Here is a 16,360-nt window from a genome sequence, read left to right as displayed (position 1 = left end):
TGGGACGGATGAGCGCTTTCGCGCAGCAGTGAGGCGTCCGGTGGGGGTGCGACCGGACGTCCTCGACGGGGCAGGAGTGCGTATAGTCGGAAATGTCGCACTCCCAAGCATTCTGCCGCCACAGCACGAGGTCAAGCCGGTGGACGACGCAGCAGACAGCGCACAGGGCGTACGAACGGATGTGAGCTCCGGTCGTCACGCCGTGGTCCGCAACGACGACGGTCAGTACGCGATCTGGCCGGGGGGCCTGACCGTACCGGCGGGCTGGTGGCAGGTCCACGGGCCGGCCGGACGGGCCGACTGCCGGGACTGGGTCGAGCGCGAGTGGCACCCGGTCGAACTGGGCTTCCCCGAGGGCACCCCCGTACGGCGCGCGGCGGCCGGATTCGCGGACACGGTGCACGGACTGTTCCGCGCGCGGGCGGCGCACGACCCGGAGGCGGCCGCCGTCGTCGCCGACGACGCCACACTGAGCTACCGCGAACTCGACCTGGGCAGCGACCGGTTGGCCGCCGCGCTGCGGGCCCGCGGGGTCGGTCCGGAGCAGGTGGTGCCGGTCTGCCTGGAGCGCGGGGTCGGGCTGGTGACCGCCTGGCTGGCCGTGCTCAAGGCGGGCGGGGCCTTCCTGCCGCTGGACCCGGCCCACCCCCGGCGGCGGTTGGCCCGGCTGGTCGAGGACTGCGGGGCGCGGGTGGTGGTCGCCGACGGCGAGGGCTTTCCGGGGACGGACCGGGTGCCCGTCCCGGCCCCGGTCCCCGACCCGCGCGGCGGCGGCCCCGGGGGCTCACCGTGCGCCGGGGACTCGCCGTACGCGGGGGAGCTGCCGCACGTCGGGGAGTTCCTGAGCGACGACGGCGCCGTCCCCGACGACCTCGCCTACCTGATCTACACCTCGGGGACCACCGGCCGCCCCAAGGGCGTACCCGTCACCCACCGCGCACTGCTGTTCACCCTCGACCGGATCGTCCAGGCGTACCGGCTGCGCCCCGGTGAACGCGTCCTGCACCTGGCCGCGCTGGGCGCCGACACCGCGCTGGAACAGGTGCTCGGCGCGCTGCTGGCGGGTGCGACGGTGGTGCTCGGCGGTGGGAGCGCGGGCGGCACCTGGGCCCCCACCGAACTGGCCGGCCGGCTGCCCGGGCTGGGCCTGGCCGTCGCCGACTTCACCCCCGCCTACTGGCACCACCTGCTCGACCTGCTCCCGCCCGGCGGGCCCGGCCCCCGGGAACTGCGGCTGGTGGTGGTCGGCGGGGACTCCGTGCACGCCGACGACTGCCGCCGCGGCCTGGAGCGGCTGCCGGGCGCCCGGCTGGTCAACGCGTACGGGGTCACCGAGGCTGCCGTGACCTCGACGCTCTGCGAGGTCACGGCGGACCTGCTCGGCGGGGCGCCGCACCGTGGCGGGCCGGCGGGCAACCCCGTCGCCCCCGTGCCGATCGGACGGCCGCTGCCCGGCGTGCGGGTGCACGTGCTCGACGCCCGGCTGCACCCCGTCCGGCCCGGCGAGAAGGGGCAGATCCACCTCGGCGGACCGGGCCTCGCCCGGGGCTACTGGCGGCAGGCCGGGCTCACCGCCGAGTCCTTCCTGCCCGACCCGTACGCGCTGCTGCCCGGCGAGCGGATGTACCGCACCGGCGACGCCGGGCGGTGGCGGGCGGACGGGCAGCTGGAGATCCTCGGGCGCTTCGACGACCAGGTGAAGGTGCGCGGGTACCGGGTGGACCCGGCCGAGATCGAGGCCGTCCTGGCCGCGCACCCCGACGTCCGGCAGGCCGGGGTCACGGCCCGCGGCGAGGCGGCGGACGGCGGCCGCGCGCTCACGGCGTACTACACGCTCGTCCCCGGGGCGAGCGGCGGGGCGGCCGGAATCCGGGCGTTCCTGGCCGAGCGGCTGCCGGAGTACCTGGTGCCGACCGCGTTCGTGCCGCTGGAGGCGATGCCGCTCACGGCGGCGGGGAAGATCGACCGGGGGTGGTTGCCGCGCGCTCCGGTGCGCGCCGAGGCGGCCGGGCCCGTGCCCGTCCCCGTGCCCGTGCCCGTGCCCGTCCCCGCGCCCGATCCCGACCGGGTGGGAGCCGGGGCGGTCGAGGCGGCCGTCGGGCAGCTGTGGGCCGAGCTGATCGGCGTCGAACACGTTGGCCCGGACGGCGACTTCTTCGCGCTCGGCGGCACCTCGCTGCTCGCCATGGAGATGCTGGCACGGGCCCGGATCATGTTCGGCGTCGACGTCGGGCAGGTGCGGGCACTCACCCGGGCGCTGCTGCGCGAGCCCGTCCTGCGGGCCTTCGCGGGGGCGCTGCGGGCGGCGCGCACGGACGCCCCCGCCGGCGCCGTACGGGACACCGACGTCGACTGGTTCGCGGAGGCCCGGCTCACCAAGGACCCCCGGCAGTCCTGGAACCCGGCGCCCTCCCGCGCCGACCCCACCGAGATCCTGCTCACCGGCGCCACCGGCTTCTGCGGCGCCCACCTGCTGGACGCGCTGCTCGCCACCACCCGGGCGCGCATCCACTGCCTGGTCCGCGCACCCGACGAGGAACACGCGCTGGAACGGCTGCGCGCGGCGCAGCAGCGCTTCCTGCGGCACGACCTCGCCGACCGGCGGGTGGTGCCGCTGGTCGGCGACCTCGCCCGGCCGCGGCTCGGGCTGACGGACCGCCGGTACGACTGGCTGGCCGGGCGTCTGGACGCGATCCACCACCTCGGCGGGCAGGTCAACTTCCTCTATCCGTACCACCAGTTGCGGCAGCCCAACGTCGGCGGCACCCGCGAGGTCGTCCGGCTCGCCGGCCACAGCCGGGGCATCCCGGTGCACTACCTCTCCACCCTCGCCGTCCTGGCCGGCTTCGGCGCGGCCGGCATCGCCGAGGTCACCGAGCGGACCCCGCTCGCCCACCCGGAGCGGCTCGGCGTCGGCTACGTCGAGAGCAAGTGGGTCGCCGAACAGCTGCTGCACAACGCGGCCGCCGCTGGGCTGCCGGTCACCGTGCTGCGCACCAACGACGTCACCGGGGACCTCGCGGGCGGGGTGATGAACACCGGCACCGAACTGTGCGCGCTGATCGCCTACCTGGCCGACAGCGGGACCAGCCCGGACGTGCAGCTGCTGCTCGACTTCGTCCCCGCCGACCGCTTCGCCCGCGCCGTCGCCCACATCGCCGCCCACGCGCCCGCCGCCGGAGAGGTCTACCACCTCACCTCCCCGCGGCCGGGCGTCCTCGCCGACCTCGCCGAGCGGCTGCGGGCCCGCGGCCACCGGGTCGCCCGACTGCCGTACGGGGACTGGGTGCGGCGGCTGGTCCGGTTCGCCGCCGGGAACCCGACGCACCCGATCGCGCCCTTCGTCCCGCTGTTCGTGGATCGGGCGCCGGGGGCGGAGCTGTCGATCAGCGAGATGTACTTCCGGCCGACGTTCCCGCTGTTCGAGCGGGCGGCCGCGGACGCGGCACTGGCCGGGAGCGGGATCGAACTGCCGCCGGTGGAGGCGGGGTTGATCGACCACTACCTGGCGGGGCTGGAGCGGGAGGGCTTCCTGCGGGCGGCGGCGTCGTGAGGCCCTTCGAAGGGTCGGAGGGGCTGTCGGGGACGGAGGCGTCGGCGGGGACGGAGGCGCTGGCGGGGCTGGAGAGGCTGGACGTGCGGCGCGGGCCCGGGGACGGCCCGGTGGCCTTCGGCGGGTCGCTCGGGGCGCTCGGCCCCGGGGGCCTGCTGGCGGCGTACCGGCGCGGGCTGTTCCCGCTGCCGGCGGCGGACGTGTACACCGGCGCGTACAACGAGGCGGTGTACGGGGACGCGGTCGAGGCGGGCGAGGTGGCGCTGCTGCCGGGCGGGGTGGACCCGTACGCGCTGGCCTGGTGGTCGCCCGACCCCCGGCCGGTGATCGCCCCCGACGGCGTCCGGCTCGGGAGCCGGCTGGCGCGGCGGCTGCGCAACCGGTCCTCGTGGTGGACGAGCGCGGACCGGGCCTTCGGCCGGGTGCTGGAGGGCTGCGCCGAGGGGCGCCGACCGGTCTGGCTCACCGGGGAGTTGGCGGACGTCCTGCTGCGGCTGCACGAGCTGGGGGCGGCGCACAGCGGGGAGGTCTGGGAGGGGGAGGAGCTGATCGGCGGGGTGTTCGGGATCGCAGTCGGCCCGGTGCTGAGCCTGGACTCGATGTTCCACCGCCGCCCGGACGCCGCCCGGGTCGCCGTCGCCGACCTCGGGGCGCGGTTCGCCGCGGCGGGCGGGCGGCTGCTCGACGCCCAGTGGGACGGGCCGCACGTGCGGAGCCTCGGGGCCGAGCCGATGGCGCGCTCGCGGTACCTCGCGGAGCTGTCGGACGGGGGTGGGGGTGGAGTTCCCGATGGGGCGCCGCTGCCGGCGGCGCGGCTGGGGAAGCCTGACTGACCTGCAGTTAAACCTGAGCGGGTTGGCTTTTTTGGCCTGTCTTCGACAAACTTATTCCTCGTCAGTAACATGACGCCGCGTGTTCAAGAGCTCCATAGGCAGGGCCGCCGGCCCCGCCGTCCTCACCCTCGTCCTCGCCGGGGCCGCCGCGTGCGGGCCGACCAGCCCCGGCTCCTCCCAGGCCGGTGCCGCACCGGCCGCCGCCACCGTCGCCGACCCGGCCGCGACCGCCGCCGGGGGCAGCCCGGCCGCCGCCGCGGCGCCTTCGGGCGGCACCCCGCGCGCCAAGGCGGGCACCCCCGCCGCCGGCCGTCCGACCACGGGCAAGGCGCCCGTCACCGCCGCGCCCGCCGGCGACCGGCAGGCCGCCATCGGCAGCCCGGGCAAGGACGGCGGCGCCGTCACCGCGGCGACCAGGAACCTCCAACTGACGGCGTACGACCCGGCGGCCGGGACGGCGGTGCTGTCGGCGGCGGAGCCGTCCGCCACGCCATCGGCCCCGGCCGCCACGCCATCGGCCCCGGCTTCCGCCTCCGCTTCGGCTTCCGCCGCCGCCTCCGCCTCGCCCGGTGCCGGCCCGACCGCGGCCACGGCGGCCGTCCAGCCCGGGCAGCTGATCGCCAGCCCGCCCACCGCCGCCGCACCACAGGGCGCACTGGTCGCCGTCACCGGCGTCCGCCCCGCCCCGGGCAACACCCTCGCCCTGACCACCCGTCCGGCCACCCTGGCCGAACTCCTCGGCGGCACCGAGGCCGACGGCAACGTCCCCGTCGACCCGCGCGGCATCACCGTGACCCCGCTGGTCAAGGACCTCAAGGCGACCGCGGGCCTGACCGCGGGCGGCATCCAGGCCGACGCCTCCGGCACCCTCGAGGTGAACGTCAAGGCCCCCGTCCCGCTGCCCGACGGCGCGAGCCTCGACGCGTCCGGCTCGCTCCAGCTCCACCCCGCCGTCCACTTCGCCTACCACGGCGCGGCGGCCGGCAGCCCGCGCACCGCCTCGATCGGCTTCGACCTCGGCGCCCACGCCCAGTGGAAGGTCACCGGTGACGCCGCCCGCGGCACCGGCGCGGCGCCCGTCCGGGTGCCCTTCGCCAAGCTGCAGGCCAGCCCGGTGCTGACCGTCGCCGGCCTGCCGGTGGTCGTCAACCTCGGCCTCACCTGCTACCTGGAGGTCAGCGCCGACGGCCAGGTCCACCTGGAGGCCGAGCAGGACGCCACCGGCACCTGGGCGGTGCGCGCCGACTACACCGGCGGCAAGGGCTGGACCCCGGTCACCAACGCCGAGACCAAGGTCACCCCGGTGCACGTGCGGCTCAACGGCAAGGCGGGCGTGCGGGCCGCGCTCGGCGCCGAGATCAGCCTCGGCCTGTACGACACCGTCGGCGTGGAGACCCGTGTCGCCCCCTACCTGAGCGCCCGGGCCGAAGGCTCGCTGGTCGCCGACTCCTCCGGCAACCCGCCGCAGGTGGAGGGAAGTTGGTCCCTGGTCGGCGGCGTCGACCTGAACGGCTCACTGCTCGCCCACCTGAAGGTCTTCGGCACCCCGATCATCGAGGGCAAGCTGCCGCTGCCGCCGTTCCACCGGGAGTGGCCGCTGCTCGCCGGCTCGGCCACGCTGCCGGCGCCGCAGCACGGCTGAGCCACTGACCTGCCGTCATTCCACGGGCCCCTCGGTCGAGTTCTCCGACCGGGGGGCCCTCGTCGTGGGTAGGCTCGGACCGACGGAAGGGGGAGCGAGGTGGGGAACAGGCGCCGGGTGTTCGGCGGGGTGGCCGTCCTGGTCTGGGTCGGGACGCTGGTGCTGCACGCTGCCACCGGGATCGGCTGGTGGGTGGTCGTCCCGGCGGTGGCGGCGGCGGTGCTGGCCGCGTTGGCGCTGCCGGCGCCGGACCGACCGGGCGCGTGGGGGGCCAGACGCCGCAGAGACATGCGCGCCGCGCTGCCGAGCGGCCCCGTACCCGCGGGCAGGGCGTTCCCCGCGCCCGCGGGTCCGCCGGCGGGCCGAGCGCCGACTCCGGGCACGGGGACGGTCCTTCACGGCGACGTCGGCGTCGTCGTCGGAAGCGTCTTCACCTGGGCGGACGACGCGGTGGTCGCCGGGGACGGCTCCGGGGCCCGGTACCGGCCGCTGATCGACTACGCCGACGACCCGCTCACCCCCGTGGCCGCCCAGACCGTCACCGACGGCCTGGAGCGGCTCTTCCTCCGCCTCGGCCCGCCGCCCGGCGCCGCCCGCAACCCCGACCGAACCGCCCCCACGCCCCGAGGTGACGACCGGTGACCACCCCCGAGGAGGGCCGCACCCGCCGCCCGACGGCCCTGGAGATCGCCACCCAGTGGGCCCAACTCCCGCCCGAGCACCTGCGGGTGGCCCTGGAGCACCTCGAACTGGAACTCCAGCGCGAGCACGCCAGGGAGAGCGCCAGGGAACGCCACCAGGCGGCGCTGGAACGCGACCGGGCGGCGTCGGCCTCGGCGCTCGAGGCGGCCCGGATACGGGAGGAGCACGTCACCGAGCGCGCCCGGATCGCCGCCCAGGAGGGCAAGGAGCGGCGCGCCCACCAGCTCTATCTCGGCGGCCTGGTGGCGGGCTTCGTGCTCGCGGCCGGGATGCTCGTCGGCTCGGTGGTCGTCGGCCTGGCCGGCCGCCAGTGGCTGGCCGGCCTGCTCGCCGGGCCCAGCCTGATCGCCCTGCCGGTGGTCTTCGTCCTGCGCCGCAGCGACCGCCTCACCGCCCGCCCGCGGGTGCTCCCGATGCCCTCCACGCCGGAGCAACTCCCGGGCGACCAGCCCGCGTAGCCCGAAAGCGGCGTTCGTCTCGACGGGGGATGCGGCGGACACGGGGCCCGGGCGCGCTCCCCAGGCCGTACGCGTCGGAGCCGGTCCTCTTCGCGCCCGGCGGCTCCCGGAGCGTTCCCGCGGCCGTGGAGCCGACCGGCCGCCGGGCCCCGGAACGCGGCGTCAGGTGCCGGCGGTCGGGGCGTCGTCCTTCTTGACGCCCAGGAGGATCTGGTCCAGCACCGAGACGTCCGGGGCGGCCGGGTCGTCGTCCACGCCGCCGTCGAAGACCACGTAGCCGCCGCCCTTCGCGGGAAGGGCGGCCAGCAGGACGTACCCCTGGGTGCCGTCGGCGTTGGTGATGTGCCAGCGAGTGGCGTAGCCGGCCACGCCGGCCACGGCGAGGCTGCCGGAGCCGTAGTCGGTCTGCGAGGTCATCCCGCTGAAGATCTGCTTGGCGACGGCCGGCATGGCGGCGTCGGCGGCCGCCTTGGGGGTGTCGCCCTGGATGGTGTTCTTCTCCACCGAGAACCGGCCGCGGATGCAGGCCTTGCCGTTCGCACAGGTGTAGCGGCCGCTGCCGAGGTAGACCGACCACTGCGGGGTGTCCTTCGCCGCCACCTCCCAGCCCTCGAACACCGGGAGGGTGATCGAGTGCTGCTGGTCCGCGACGGTGGTCCTGAGGACCGGGGCGGGCTTGGGCGTGGACGGCTTCGGGGCGGGGGTGGGGGTCGGACTCGGGCTCGTCGTCGGCTCGGTGCTGCGGCTGACGGAGACGGTGGGGTCGGTGGTCGGGTCCGCCACCGGGTCACCGCCGTGGCTGAGCGCGAGCCCGGCGACGCCGCCGCCGACCGCCAGGACCGCCACCGCGACGGCGATGACCACGCCCGGCTTGACCCGCTGCGGGGCGGGGGCCACGGGCGGGTAGCCGGGGCCGGGGTGGCCGTGGTCCACGGCGGGGTACGACTGCGGCTGCGCGGGGTAGGCCGGGTAGGCCTGGTGCGCCGGGTAGGGCTGCTGTGCCGGGTAGGCCGGGGGCCCGGAGTGCGCCTCCAGGCCCGGGTAGCCGTAGCTGCCGCCCTGGACCGGCCGGACGTCGTTGGTCCAGGCCGTGCCGTCCCACCAGCGCTCGTGGCCGGGGGCGCCGTCCGGACCGGGGACCGGGTACCACCCGGGAGGCGTCGCGTTGTTCACGGCCGTACGGTACCCGGCGGCGGGCCGCCCCTCGGTGGGAGGGGTGCCGCGCTCGTCGCACCCGACGGGCGGTGTCGGAGCCGAGGGTTACGGTGCCGACCATGACCGACTACGACTGGATCCACCGGGGCCCGATCGACTGGCTGCGCGGACGGCACCACGGCGAGGACGAGACCGTCCTGGTGTACTTCAGGGGCACCACCCCGGCCGCCGTGGCCGACGGGCTGATCGCCCAGCGCCGCCCGCCGTTCGCCCGGGGCGGGGACCCGGCGCCCGGCGACTGGGGCGTGATCGTGCACCCGTTGTTCGACCACGCCCGCGACGACTACGGCGTCGTCGACTACCGCGGGCTCTGCCCCGAGGACGCCGAGTTGGCGGTGTTCGTGCCCAACCCCTGCATCGGCAAGGCCCACGGCCCGGAGGCGTACCACTTCCGGGACGGCCGGTTCTCCTTCTCCGTCAGCTACGAGAACACCCTGTTCACCGAGGAGTACCTGCCCGAGGGGCTGGTCTCCCTCGTCACGACGGCCGGGCTCGATCCCAGGGGCGAGTGCTCCGGGGCCCAGGACCGCGAACAGCGGCTCACCGCCCTGATCTGCGACCACCTGGGCCTGCCCGCGCTGGACCGGGCCGCCATGACGGTGGACCACGAGCTGATGGCCGACTACTGGTAGGAGCGCACGGGCGGACGACGGGTGGTGGACCGGGCACGCACCCGCCTGGATAGCATCACCCGATGATCTCCTCCAACACCCGCACCATGGTCTTCGACATCGACGGCACGCTCTGCTTCGACGGGAGGACGATCGACAGCAGGATCCTCGCCGCCCTCGACGCCTGCGAGCAGGCCGGCCACCAGCTGGTCTTCGCCTCCGCCCGGCCGGTCCGCGACCTCCTGCCCGTCCTCGACGGGGCGTTCCCCACCGCCACGCTCATCGGCGGCAACGGCAGCCTGGTCTCCGTCGACGGCCAGGTGCGGGCGCGGAGCGCGTTCGAGGCCGACGAACTCGGCCGGCTGCTGGGCGAGGTGGAGCGGTTCCGGGCGGGCTACCTCGCCGACGGCCCCTGGGACTACGCCTACACCGGACCGGCCGACCACCCGATCTGCGGCCGGGTCGACCAGGGCGGCCTCGCCCGCCGGGTGGAGCTCGCCGAACTCCCCGCCGTGGTCAAGTTCCTGGTGGTCGAGGCGGCCGACCTCCCGGGCCTCGCCGAGGCCTGCCGCGCGCTCGGACTGAACGTCAACCACCACCTCGACGAGGCGATCATCGACTTCGCCCCGGGCACCACCAACAAGTGGGAGGCGCTGACCTCGCTGGGGATCGACGCCTACGACGCCTTCGGCAACGACATCAACGACCTCGACCTGCTGCGCAACGCGCGGCACTCCGTCCGGGTCGGCACCCACCCGGGCCTGGACGGTGTCGCCCGCGTCACCGTCGCCGCCGAACCGGAGGCCGTCGCCGCGGAGATCTCCCGGCTGGCGTAGGGGTCGTCGGGTCGGGACGCCGGCCGGTGACCGCCGGGCGCCCGGGCCGTCCGTCGCGTCGGCCGCCCGGCCGTGACGGCAAGGGGGAGCACCCCTGTCGGTACTGCGTTCACGGGGCTCACCTCCTCGGACGGTGTCACGGGCGACCGAAAGCCATCAGCCCGGGCACCGGCCCGCCGGTGATATTCCGGCGCATGATCAAGATGTGCGAGGGTTGGGGAAGATGACACCGCGCGACCCCTGGGGGAGAGCATGCCCGCACCTGCCGACCCGGTGCAGAGTCACCGGGCGATCGAGGCCCTGATCGCGCGCTACGCCGAACTCGTCGACGACGGTGACTTCGCGGGGCTCGGCGCCCTGCTCGCCGACGCCGTCTTCGTCGGCGGCGGGGAGCCGGTGAGCGGGAGCGAGGCGATCGAGGCGATGTTCCGCGGGATGATCGTCGTCCACGCCGACGGCACGCCGCGGACCCAGCACGTCATCACCAACGTGGTCGTCGAGGTCGACGAGCGCGCGGGGACGGCGGCCGCCCGCTCGTACGTCACCGTGCTGCAGGCACTGCCCGAGCTGCCGCTGCAGACCATCGCCGCCGGCCGGTACAACGACCGCTTCGCGCGTGGGGAGGACGGCCGGTGGCGGTTCGCGGAGCGGCGGGTGCGGATCACCCTGGTCGGCGACCTGAGCCGCCACATCCGACAGTAGGCAGTGGGTAGTCGGGCGGTCGGCGACAGGGCGCGCCGGCCCGGAGGAGGCCGGCCCGGACGAGGCGGCCGGGCCGGGGAGAGGCGGGCAGCGGTGCGGGACCTGTTGGCGGGTGCGGCGCGGGCCGCGCTGGGCGCCGGGCGGCGACTGGAGTCGGTCGAACGGCTGGCGGGCGGCAGCAAGAAGGGCGTGTACCGCCTGTTCATGGACGACGGGACGACGGCGATCGCCTACCGCTGGGCCGGCGCCGAGAACTACTGGCCGGCGGCCGAGGGGGACGACGACCTCGCCGACCCGTTCTCGCCCGGCCTCGGGCTCGACCTGTTCGAGGCCGCGCACGCACGGCTGGACGCGCTCGGTGTCCGGGTCCCGGCGCTCCGGTTCGTCCGGCGCGCCGGGGACCGGGACGTCGCCCCGGGCACGGGCGACCTCGCGATCGTCGAGGACGTCCCCGGCGAGAGCCTGGAGAAGCTGCTCGCCCGCGACCCGCGCGCCGCCGCCTCGGTGCTGGCCCGGCTCGGCGAGGCGCTGGACGCCATGCGTGGCCACCGGGCGCCCGGCTACGGGAAGGTGGCGGTCGTCGACGGAGGAGGAGCCTCGCACGGGCCGTCCTGCGAGGGCGTCGTGCTGGACCGCGCGCTGCACGACCTCGCGGAGGCGGCGGCCCGCGACCCCCGGATCGCGGAAGCCCGGGACCGGTTCGCGGAACGGCTGCGGGCCCTGGCGGCGGCGGTGCGGCCCCGCGCCGAGTACAGCGTGGTGCACGGCGAACTCGGGCCCGACCACGTCCTGGTGGACGCCGAAGGCCGTCCGGTGCTGATCGACGTCGAGGGCACGATGTACTTCGACGCCGAGTGGGAGCACGTCTTCCTGCGGATCCGCCTTCCCGAGGCCGACTACCTGCCGCTGGCGGCGGACGGCCTGGACGAGGACCGGCTCGCCCTCTACGCGCCGGCGCAGCGCCTCTCGCTGACGGCGGGACCGCTACGCCTGCTCGACGGGGACTTCCCGGCCCGCGAGGCGATGGCCGGCATCGCCGAGCACAACCTGCGGCAGGCCCTGCACCTGCTGGACGGCTGACGGCTGACGGCCGACCGCTGACGGATCACGGCTGACGGCCGGGCCGGAGTCGCCCCCGGACCGGCCGTACGCGCCGAGCGGCGTCAGCCGGCGAGCTGGGCCCGGAACCGGAGAGGCGCACCCCGGGCAGGTGTGACCCTCCCGGGGTCGGGTGCTGTCGTCGCTTCGGGGGATTGTGGCCGGTGTTCTGACATGGACAGGGCGGCCGGGGAATCCATGGCCCGGAAGGGCGCCGTCACCGGTTGCGCGCCCTCGGAAGGGAGAACAGTCATGCGTCGTCGGATCGCAGCGGTCGGGATGCCGGCCGCCGCCGGAGTGCTCGCGCTCGCCGTGCCCGCCCAGGCGGCCACGGGGGTGCTGGTGGTGAACGGGGTGGCCCACCAGAACCCGGCACGGGGGTGTTACCCGACCCTGTCGCCGGTCGTCGTCCAGAACCTCACGGACTCGACGGTCGACGTGTACTCCGCGGCGAACTGCCAGGGAGCACTGACACGCGAGATCGCCGCCGGGATGTCCGCGGCGACGGTCGGGTTCAGCTACTTCGTCAACTGACGCACTTCGTCAACTGACGCCGGGGCAGGCCCGAGGGGTGGGAAGTCGGCCCGGCCGACTTCCCGCTCCGTCGTGCTCCCCACGGCGCAAGGAGGAGGTCCGATGGAGATCCCCGGTCCCGAGCCCAGCGCGGACGACGGCGCGGGCGCCATCGCGCGGGCGGGCGGACTGCACACCTACCAGCTGTGGCTGCACGCCGAGTACGGCCCCGTCGTACGGTTCCGACTGCCCGGCGCCGAGACCGCCGTGTCGATCGCCGACCCGGTGCTGCTGGAGGCGGTCGTCCACCTCGACGAGCGGCCGCGGCGGCTGTTCTCCTTCCTCGACCCGCTGTTCGAGGCGGACAACCTCCAGGTGCTCCCGGCCGCCGAGCACGGCCCGTGGCGCCGGCTGCTGCTCACCGTCCTGGTCGGACGGCCCTCGCACGAACGGCACTTCGAGCTCTTCACGGCCCTGGCCGCCGAACTCGCCGACCGCTGGGCCGCCTTGCCCGCCGGCCGGCCCGTCGAGCTCCAGCGGGAACTCACCAGGACCTCCCTGCGGATGATCTGCGGCTACGCCCTGGGCGGCGAGGTCGAGGACCCGGACGGCGTGGTCGAGGCCTTCGAGGCGGTTCTCGCCGACCAGTTGGAGCGCCTCTACCGGGCGCCCGCCGGGCAGGACCGGGAGCAGCGCGCCGAGCGCGCCGCGCGGGCGCTCGCCCTCCTGCGCGAGACGGTCGACCGGGTGGTCGCGGCGCACCGCGCCGGCGAAGGGGGCGGTCCCGGCGACCGCGGCGACCTGATCGCCGCCCTCGTCGAGGCCGGCGAGAGCCCCGCGAGGATCCGCGACACCGTCCTGACGGTGATGCTGGCCGCCCACCACACCACCGGCGTCGCCGTCTCCTGGACCCTGCACCTGCTCGCCGCCCACCCGGAGGCGGCCGCGCGCGTCACCGAGGAGCTCGACCGCGTCCTCGGCGAGCGCCCGGTGCCCGACCACGCCGACCTGCCCCGGCTGCCGTACCTCGGGATGGTGCTGCGCGAGTCGCTGCGCCGCTACCCGCCCGGCCCGTACGGTGCCCGGCTGACCGCCGAGCCGCTGGCCGTCGGCGAGTACCTGGTCCCCGCCGGGGCGGTGGTCCTCCTCCCGATCCTGGCCGTCCACCTGAACCCCGCGTACTGGCCCGAGCCCGAGCGGTTCCGGCCCGAACGCTTCACCCCCGAGGAGTCGGCGGGGCGTCCCCGGCTGGCCTGGATCCCGTTCGGCCTGGGCCCGCGCGGCTGCGAGGGGGCGGGCCTGGCCACCCTGGAGGCCCGGGTGCTCCTGGCCGTGCTGCTCAAGCGGCTCCGCTTCCGGCCCGAACCGGGCCACCGGGTGGTCCCGGTCGAGCGGTTCGTCCTCTGGGCCGCCGACGACATCCGCATGCTGGTGAGCCCGCGGGCCGCCCGCGGCACGCCCCGCTGAGCGGGCCTGGCGAGAAGCCCTATCGCGATATATCGTGAGTTCTCGTTCGCGCCGCTGCCCAACGCGCGAAGACCATCGTCGAGTTCGGGACGGGAACCATGCCGGGAGAGATCGTGCCCGCCGGGACGCAGGCCGGCCGAGGCCAGCAGTCCGCGATGCGGGCCTCGCACGCCGACCGGGACCGGGTGGCCGAGCTGCTGCGGGTCGCGGCGGGTGACGGCCGGCTGACCCCGGACGAGTTGGACGAGCGCCTGGAGGTCGCGCTGTCGGCCCGGACGCTCGGCGAACTGGCCGGGCTCACCGCCGACTTGCCGGCCGTGTCGGTCTCCGCCGACGGGGTGGTGGCGGAGGTCAAGGACGTCCTGCGGATCGACCAGCGGTGGAGCCGGGTCCGGCGGGAGGGCCGCTGGGTGGTGCCGCGCCGACTGGAGCTCTCCGTGGAGTGGTGCGACGTGACCCTCGACTTCACCCAGGCGGTGATCACCCAGGACACCCTGCGGATCGACCTGGACATGGAGGGCAAGACCCTGACGCTGATCACCCGGCCGGGCATCGTGGTCGATTCCGACGGCCTGGCACTGGAGTTCAGCAGGGTCAGGAACCGCCGGGCGCCGGACTCCGGTGTGCCGACCACCCTGCGCGTGGAGCTGGTCGGCACCAAACGCCACGGCCGCGTCGTCGTGCGGCAGTCGCGCGGGACCGCCGGCCGGTGGCTGCCGCGGAGGAACGCGAACGGGTGAACGCGTTCGCGTCCGCGGCGCCGCACGGGAGCGTCGGGTTCGTGTCGTGTGCCGCAACCGTCGAGGTCCGGCTCTGACCTCCCCTACCCTTCCTCCATGCTCTCTGTGGTGGTGGCCCCCTGGGCGGAACGAGCGGAGCCGGTGTTCGTCCACAACCCGGACGAACTTCACGACGCCGCCAGCACGATGAAGGTCGCGGTGCTCGCGGCGCTCTGCCGCGGCGGGGCGAACCTCGACGCCGAGGTGCCGGTGGTGAACCGCTTCGAGTCCGTCGTGGGCGGCGAGTTCGGCAACGACCCGGACTGGGACAGCGATCCGCTGCCCTGGGAACTGCTCGGCACCCACGTGCCGTTGCGCCTGCTCGCCGAGCGGATGATCACCCACTCCTCCAACCTGGCCACCAACATCTGCCTGGCCCGCACCACCCAGCAGGCCGTCACCGAGGTGTGGCGCCGCGCCGGAGCCACGCACAGCTCCACCCCGCGCGGCATCGAGGACTACGCGGCGCGCGCCCAGGGCGTGCACAACCGGGTGAGCGCCCGCGACCTGGTGCGGCTGCTGCGCTCGCTCGCCGGGGAGCCCGAACTCCTCGCCCTCCTCGAGTACAACGAGTTCCGGGTGGACCTGGCCGCCGGCCTGCCCTCCAACACCCGGATCGCCTTCAAGAACGGCTGGTTCCCGGGCGTCCGGCTCAGCGTCGGCCTGGTCCAGCCGGCCGACTGCCCGCCCTACCTGATCGCCGTCTGCTACACCGGCCGGCTCGCCGACGGCACCGACCGCACCGACCCGGCGGCCCGGCTGCTCGCCCGGATCTCCAAGGCGGTGTGGGACCGCCGGGACCAGATCAGCCGGCCGGCGCCGCCGGTCCGCCCGGAGCCGTCAGCTCGTCCGGCGCCGCCGGTCCGCCCGGAGCCGTCAGCCCGTCCAACGCCGCCTCGTTCAGCAGGTTGATCCGTACGAACCCCTCGTGGCCGGTGAGTTCGAAGTGCCGCTCGTCGAGCGCGAGCAGCCGGGCGGCCGGGGCGGCGACCCGGGCGAACAGGAAGTACCCGGTGTCCACCGGCGCGCGGGCCCGCAGCGCGCCGCTGCGGAGGAGCCGCCGGTGGTTGGCCCGGATGTGTTCCACCAGCCGCCGGTTGCCCTCCCCGTCGAGCATCAGGTCGGCGGCGCGGTGGGCGAACAGGCGGTCGGCGACCGTGACGTCCCCGTGCAGGTTGACGTGGAGGTCGGCGAGCGGCTCGCGCAGCCGCTCGGGGACGAGCAGGTGGGCGCAGCGGTAGCCGTGGATGGACAGGTACTTGGTGGGGCACACCAGCCGCACCGTGAGGTCGGCCGGCAGGGCGGCGCTCTCCTCGCGGCGGCCGCCGTCCCAGCGCAGGTACTGGAAGGTGCCGTCCACGAACACCAGTGACCCGGTGGCCCGTTGCCACTCGCCGATCCGCTCGATCACCCCGGCCGGGACCGGCTGCCCGGCGTACCAGAGCGGATCGGTGAGCAGGAGCACCGTCCGCTCCTCGGGCAACTCCGGTGCGAAGCCCTCCTGTCGGGCGTGCAGTTCGCTCACTCGGACCGGCTCGATGCCGAACTTCCGGAAGAAGTAGGCGAACTTGTAGTAGACGGGCGGCAGGTAGTGGACGCGCCGCACGCCGCTCAGCTGCAGCCAGGTGCAGAAGGTGCCGAGCAGGCTGCTGGAGCCGCCCGCCGGGATCACCTGCTCCGGCCCGTACTCCACCTCGTCGTACGCGCTGTGCAGTCGGGCGATCTTGGCCCGCAGGGCGCGGTCCTCGTCGATCGCCGAGTAGCGGGTGACGTCGCCGAGCAGGTACGGCGGGGTGTGGGCGAGCGGGCCGAGGTAGTCGGCGACGAACGGGTGCCCGCCGTTGTAGTCGGAGACGAACAGCCGCCCGCCCGGGTGCTGCCGTTCGCGCTCCACGGCCTCGTGCAGGTCGAGCATGCGGAACAGGGACGGCACCGGACCTCCAGGGCGTCG

15 protein-coding genes are annotated in these 16,360 nt (G+C 75.4%); 13 read left to right on the top strand and 2 right to left on the bottom strand.

Going from position 1 to position 16,360, the window contains the following annotated elements:
- Positions 1-139 precede the first annotated feature (139 nt).
- The 5 genes from ACGF13_RS12010 (at position 140) to ACGF13_RS11990 (ending at position 7,188) form a co-directional block, all read left to right on the top strand.
- Entirely contained in the window at positions 140-3,553 is a 3,414-nt protein-coding gene (locus ACGF13_RS12010; RefSeq protein ID WP_392872382.1) for an amino acid adenylation domain-containing protein, read from the top strand.
- Positions 3,550-4,386 carry a leucyl/phenylalanyl-tRNA--protein transferase gene (locus ACGF13_RS12005; RefSeq protein ID WP_392872379.1) on the top strand — a complete coding sequence of 279 codons (837 nt, stop codon included), beginning with the start codon at positions 3,550-3,552 and terminating at the stop codon, positions 4,384-4,386. Before ACGF13_RS12010 ends, ACGF13_RS12005 begins: the two co-directional genes overlap by 4 nt.
- 79 nt (positions 4,387-4,465) lie before the next feature.
- Entirely contained in the window at positions 4,466-6,028 is a 1,563-nt protein-coding gene (locus ACGF13_RS12000; protein WP_392872376.1) for a hypothetical protein, read from the top strand.
- A 99-nt stretch (positions 6,029-6,127) separates the two neighbouring features.
- Entirely contained in the window at positions 6,128-6,670 is a 543-nt protein-coding gene (locus ACGF13_RS11995; RefSeq protein ID WP_392872373.1) for a hypothetical protein, read from the top strand.
- Positions 6,667-7,188 (top strand): hypothetical protein, encoded by a 522-nt coding sequence (locus tag ACGF13_RS11990; protein WP_392872370.1) that lies wholly within the window; start codon positions 6,667-6,669, stop codon positions 7,186-7,188. Before ACGF13_RS11995 ends, ACGF13_RS11990 begins: the two co-directional genes overlap by 4 nt.
- Before the next feature lie 162 nt (positions 7,189-7,350).
- On the opposite strand, the gene ACGF13_RS11985 is transcribed toward ACGF13_RS11990, so the two are convergent.
- Positions 7,351-8,361, bottom strand: a complete 1,011-nt coding sequence (locus ACGF13_RS11985) for a DUF2510 domain-containing protein (RefSeq protein WP_392872367.1) — start codon at positions 8,359-8,361, stop codon at positions 7,351-7,353.
- A 101-nt stretch (positions 8,362-8,462) separates the two neighbouring features.
- On the opposite strand from ACGF13_RS11985, the gene ACGF13_RS11980 reads away from it, so the two are divergent.
- The 8 genes from ACGF13_RS11980 to ACGF13_RS11945 all read left to right on the top strand — a co-directional run bounded on the left by ACGF13_RS11980 (position 8,463) and on the right by ACGF13_RS11945 (position 15,321).
- On the top strand, positions 8,463-9,035 hold the full coding sequence (locus ACGF13_RS11980; RefSeq protein ID WP_392872364.1) for a hypothetical protein: 573 nt from the start codon (positions 8,463-8,465) through the stop codon (positions 9,033-9,035).
- A gap of 62 nt (positions 9,036-9,097) precedes the next feature.
- Positions 9,098-9,850, top strand: a complete 753-nt coding sequence (locus ACGF13_RS11975) for an HAD hydrolase family protein (protein ID WP_392872361.1) — start codon at positions 9,098-9,100, stop codon at positions 9,848-9,850.
- Between the two features lie 252 nt (positions 9,851-10,102).
- Positions 10,103-10,552: a nuclear transport factor 2 family protein gene (locus tag ACGF13_RS11970; protein WP_392872358.1), complete on the top strand. Its 450-nt coding sequence runs from the start codon at positions 10,103-10,105 to the stop codon at positions 10,550-10,552.
- A gap of 189 nt (positions 10,553-10,741) precedes the next feature.
- Entirely contained in the window at positions 10,742-11,632 is an 891-nt protein-coding gene (locus tag ACGF13_RS11965; protein WP_392872792.1) for a phosphotransferase, read from the top strand.
- 270 nt (positions 11,633-11,902) lie between these two features.
- Positions 11,903-12,184 (top strand): hypothetical protein, encoded by a 282-nt coding sequence (locus ACGF13_RS11960; RefSeq protein WP_392872355.1) that lies wholly within the window; start codon positions 11,903-11,905, stop codon positions 12,182-12,184.
- A gap of 102 nt (positions 12,185-12,286) precedes the next feature.
- Entirely contained in the window at positions 12,287-13,630 is a 1,344-nt protein-coding gene (locus ACGF13_RS11955) for a cytochrome P450 (RefSeq protein WP_392872352.1), read from the top strand.
- A 98-nt stretch (positions 13,631-13,728) separates the two neighbouring features.
- Positions 13,729-14,370 (top strand): DUF1707 domain-containing protein, encoded by a 642-nt coding sequence (locus ACGF13_RS11950; protein ID WP_392872349.1) that lies wholly within the window; start codon positions 13,729-13,731, stop codon positions 14,368-14,370.
- Positions 14,371-14,466: 96 nt separating this feature from the next.
- Positions 14,467-15,321 (top strand): serine hydrolase, encoded by an 855-nt coding sequence (locus ACGF13_RS11945; RefSeq protein ID WP_392872347.1) that lies wholly within the window; start codon positions 14,467-14,469, stop codon positions 15,319-15,321.
- On the opposite strand, the gene ACGF13_RS11940 is transcribed toward ACGF13_RS11945, so the two are convergent.
- A complete protein-coding gene (locus tag ACGF13_RS11940; protein WP_392872344.1) occupies positions 15,215-16,342 on the bottom strand; it encodes an aminotransferase class I/II-fold pyridoxal phosphate-dependent enzyme in 1,128 nt (375 codons plus the stop codon). The two genes, ACGF13_RS11945 and ACGF13_RS11940, sit on opposite strands and share 107 nt — an antisense overlap.
- Positions 16,343-16,360: the final 18 nt, after the last annotated feature.

It is taken from the genome of Kitasatospora sp. NPDC048286 (assembly GCF_043201735.1).
Classification (GTDB): domain Bacteria; phylum Actinomycetota; class Actinomycetes; order Streptomycetales; family Streptomycetaceae; genus Kitasatospora.
The sequence above is the reverse complement of the archived record's forward strand: the minus strand, read 5'-3'. Positions and strand labels throughout refer to the sequence as shown.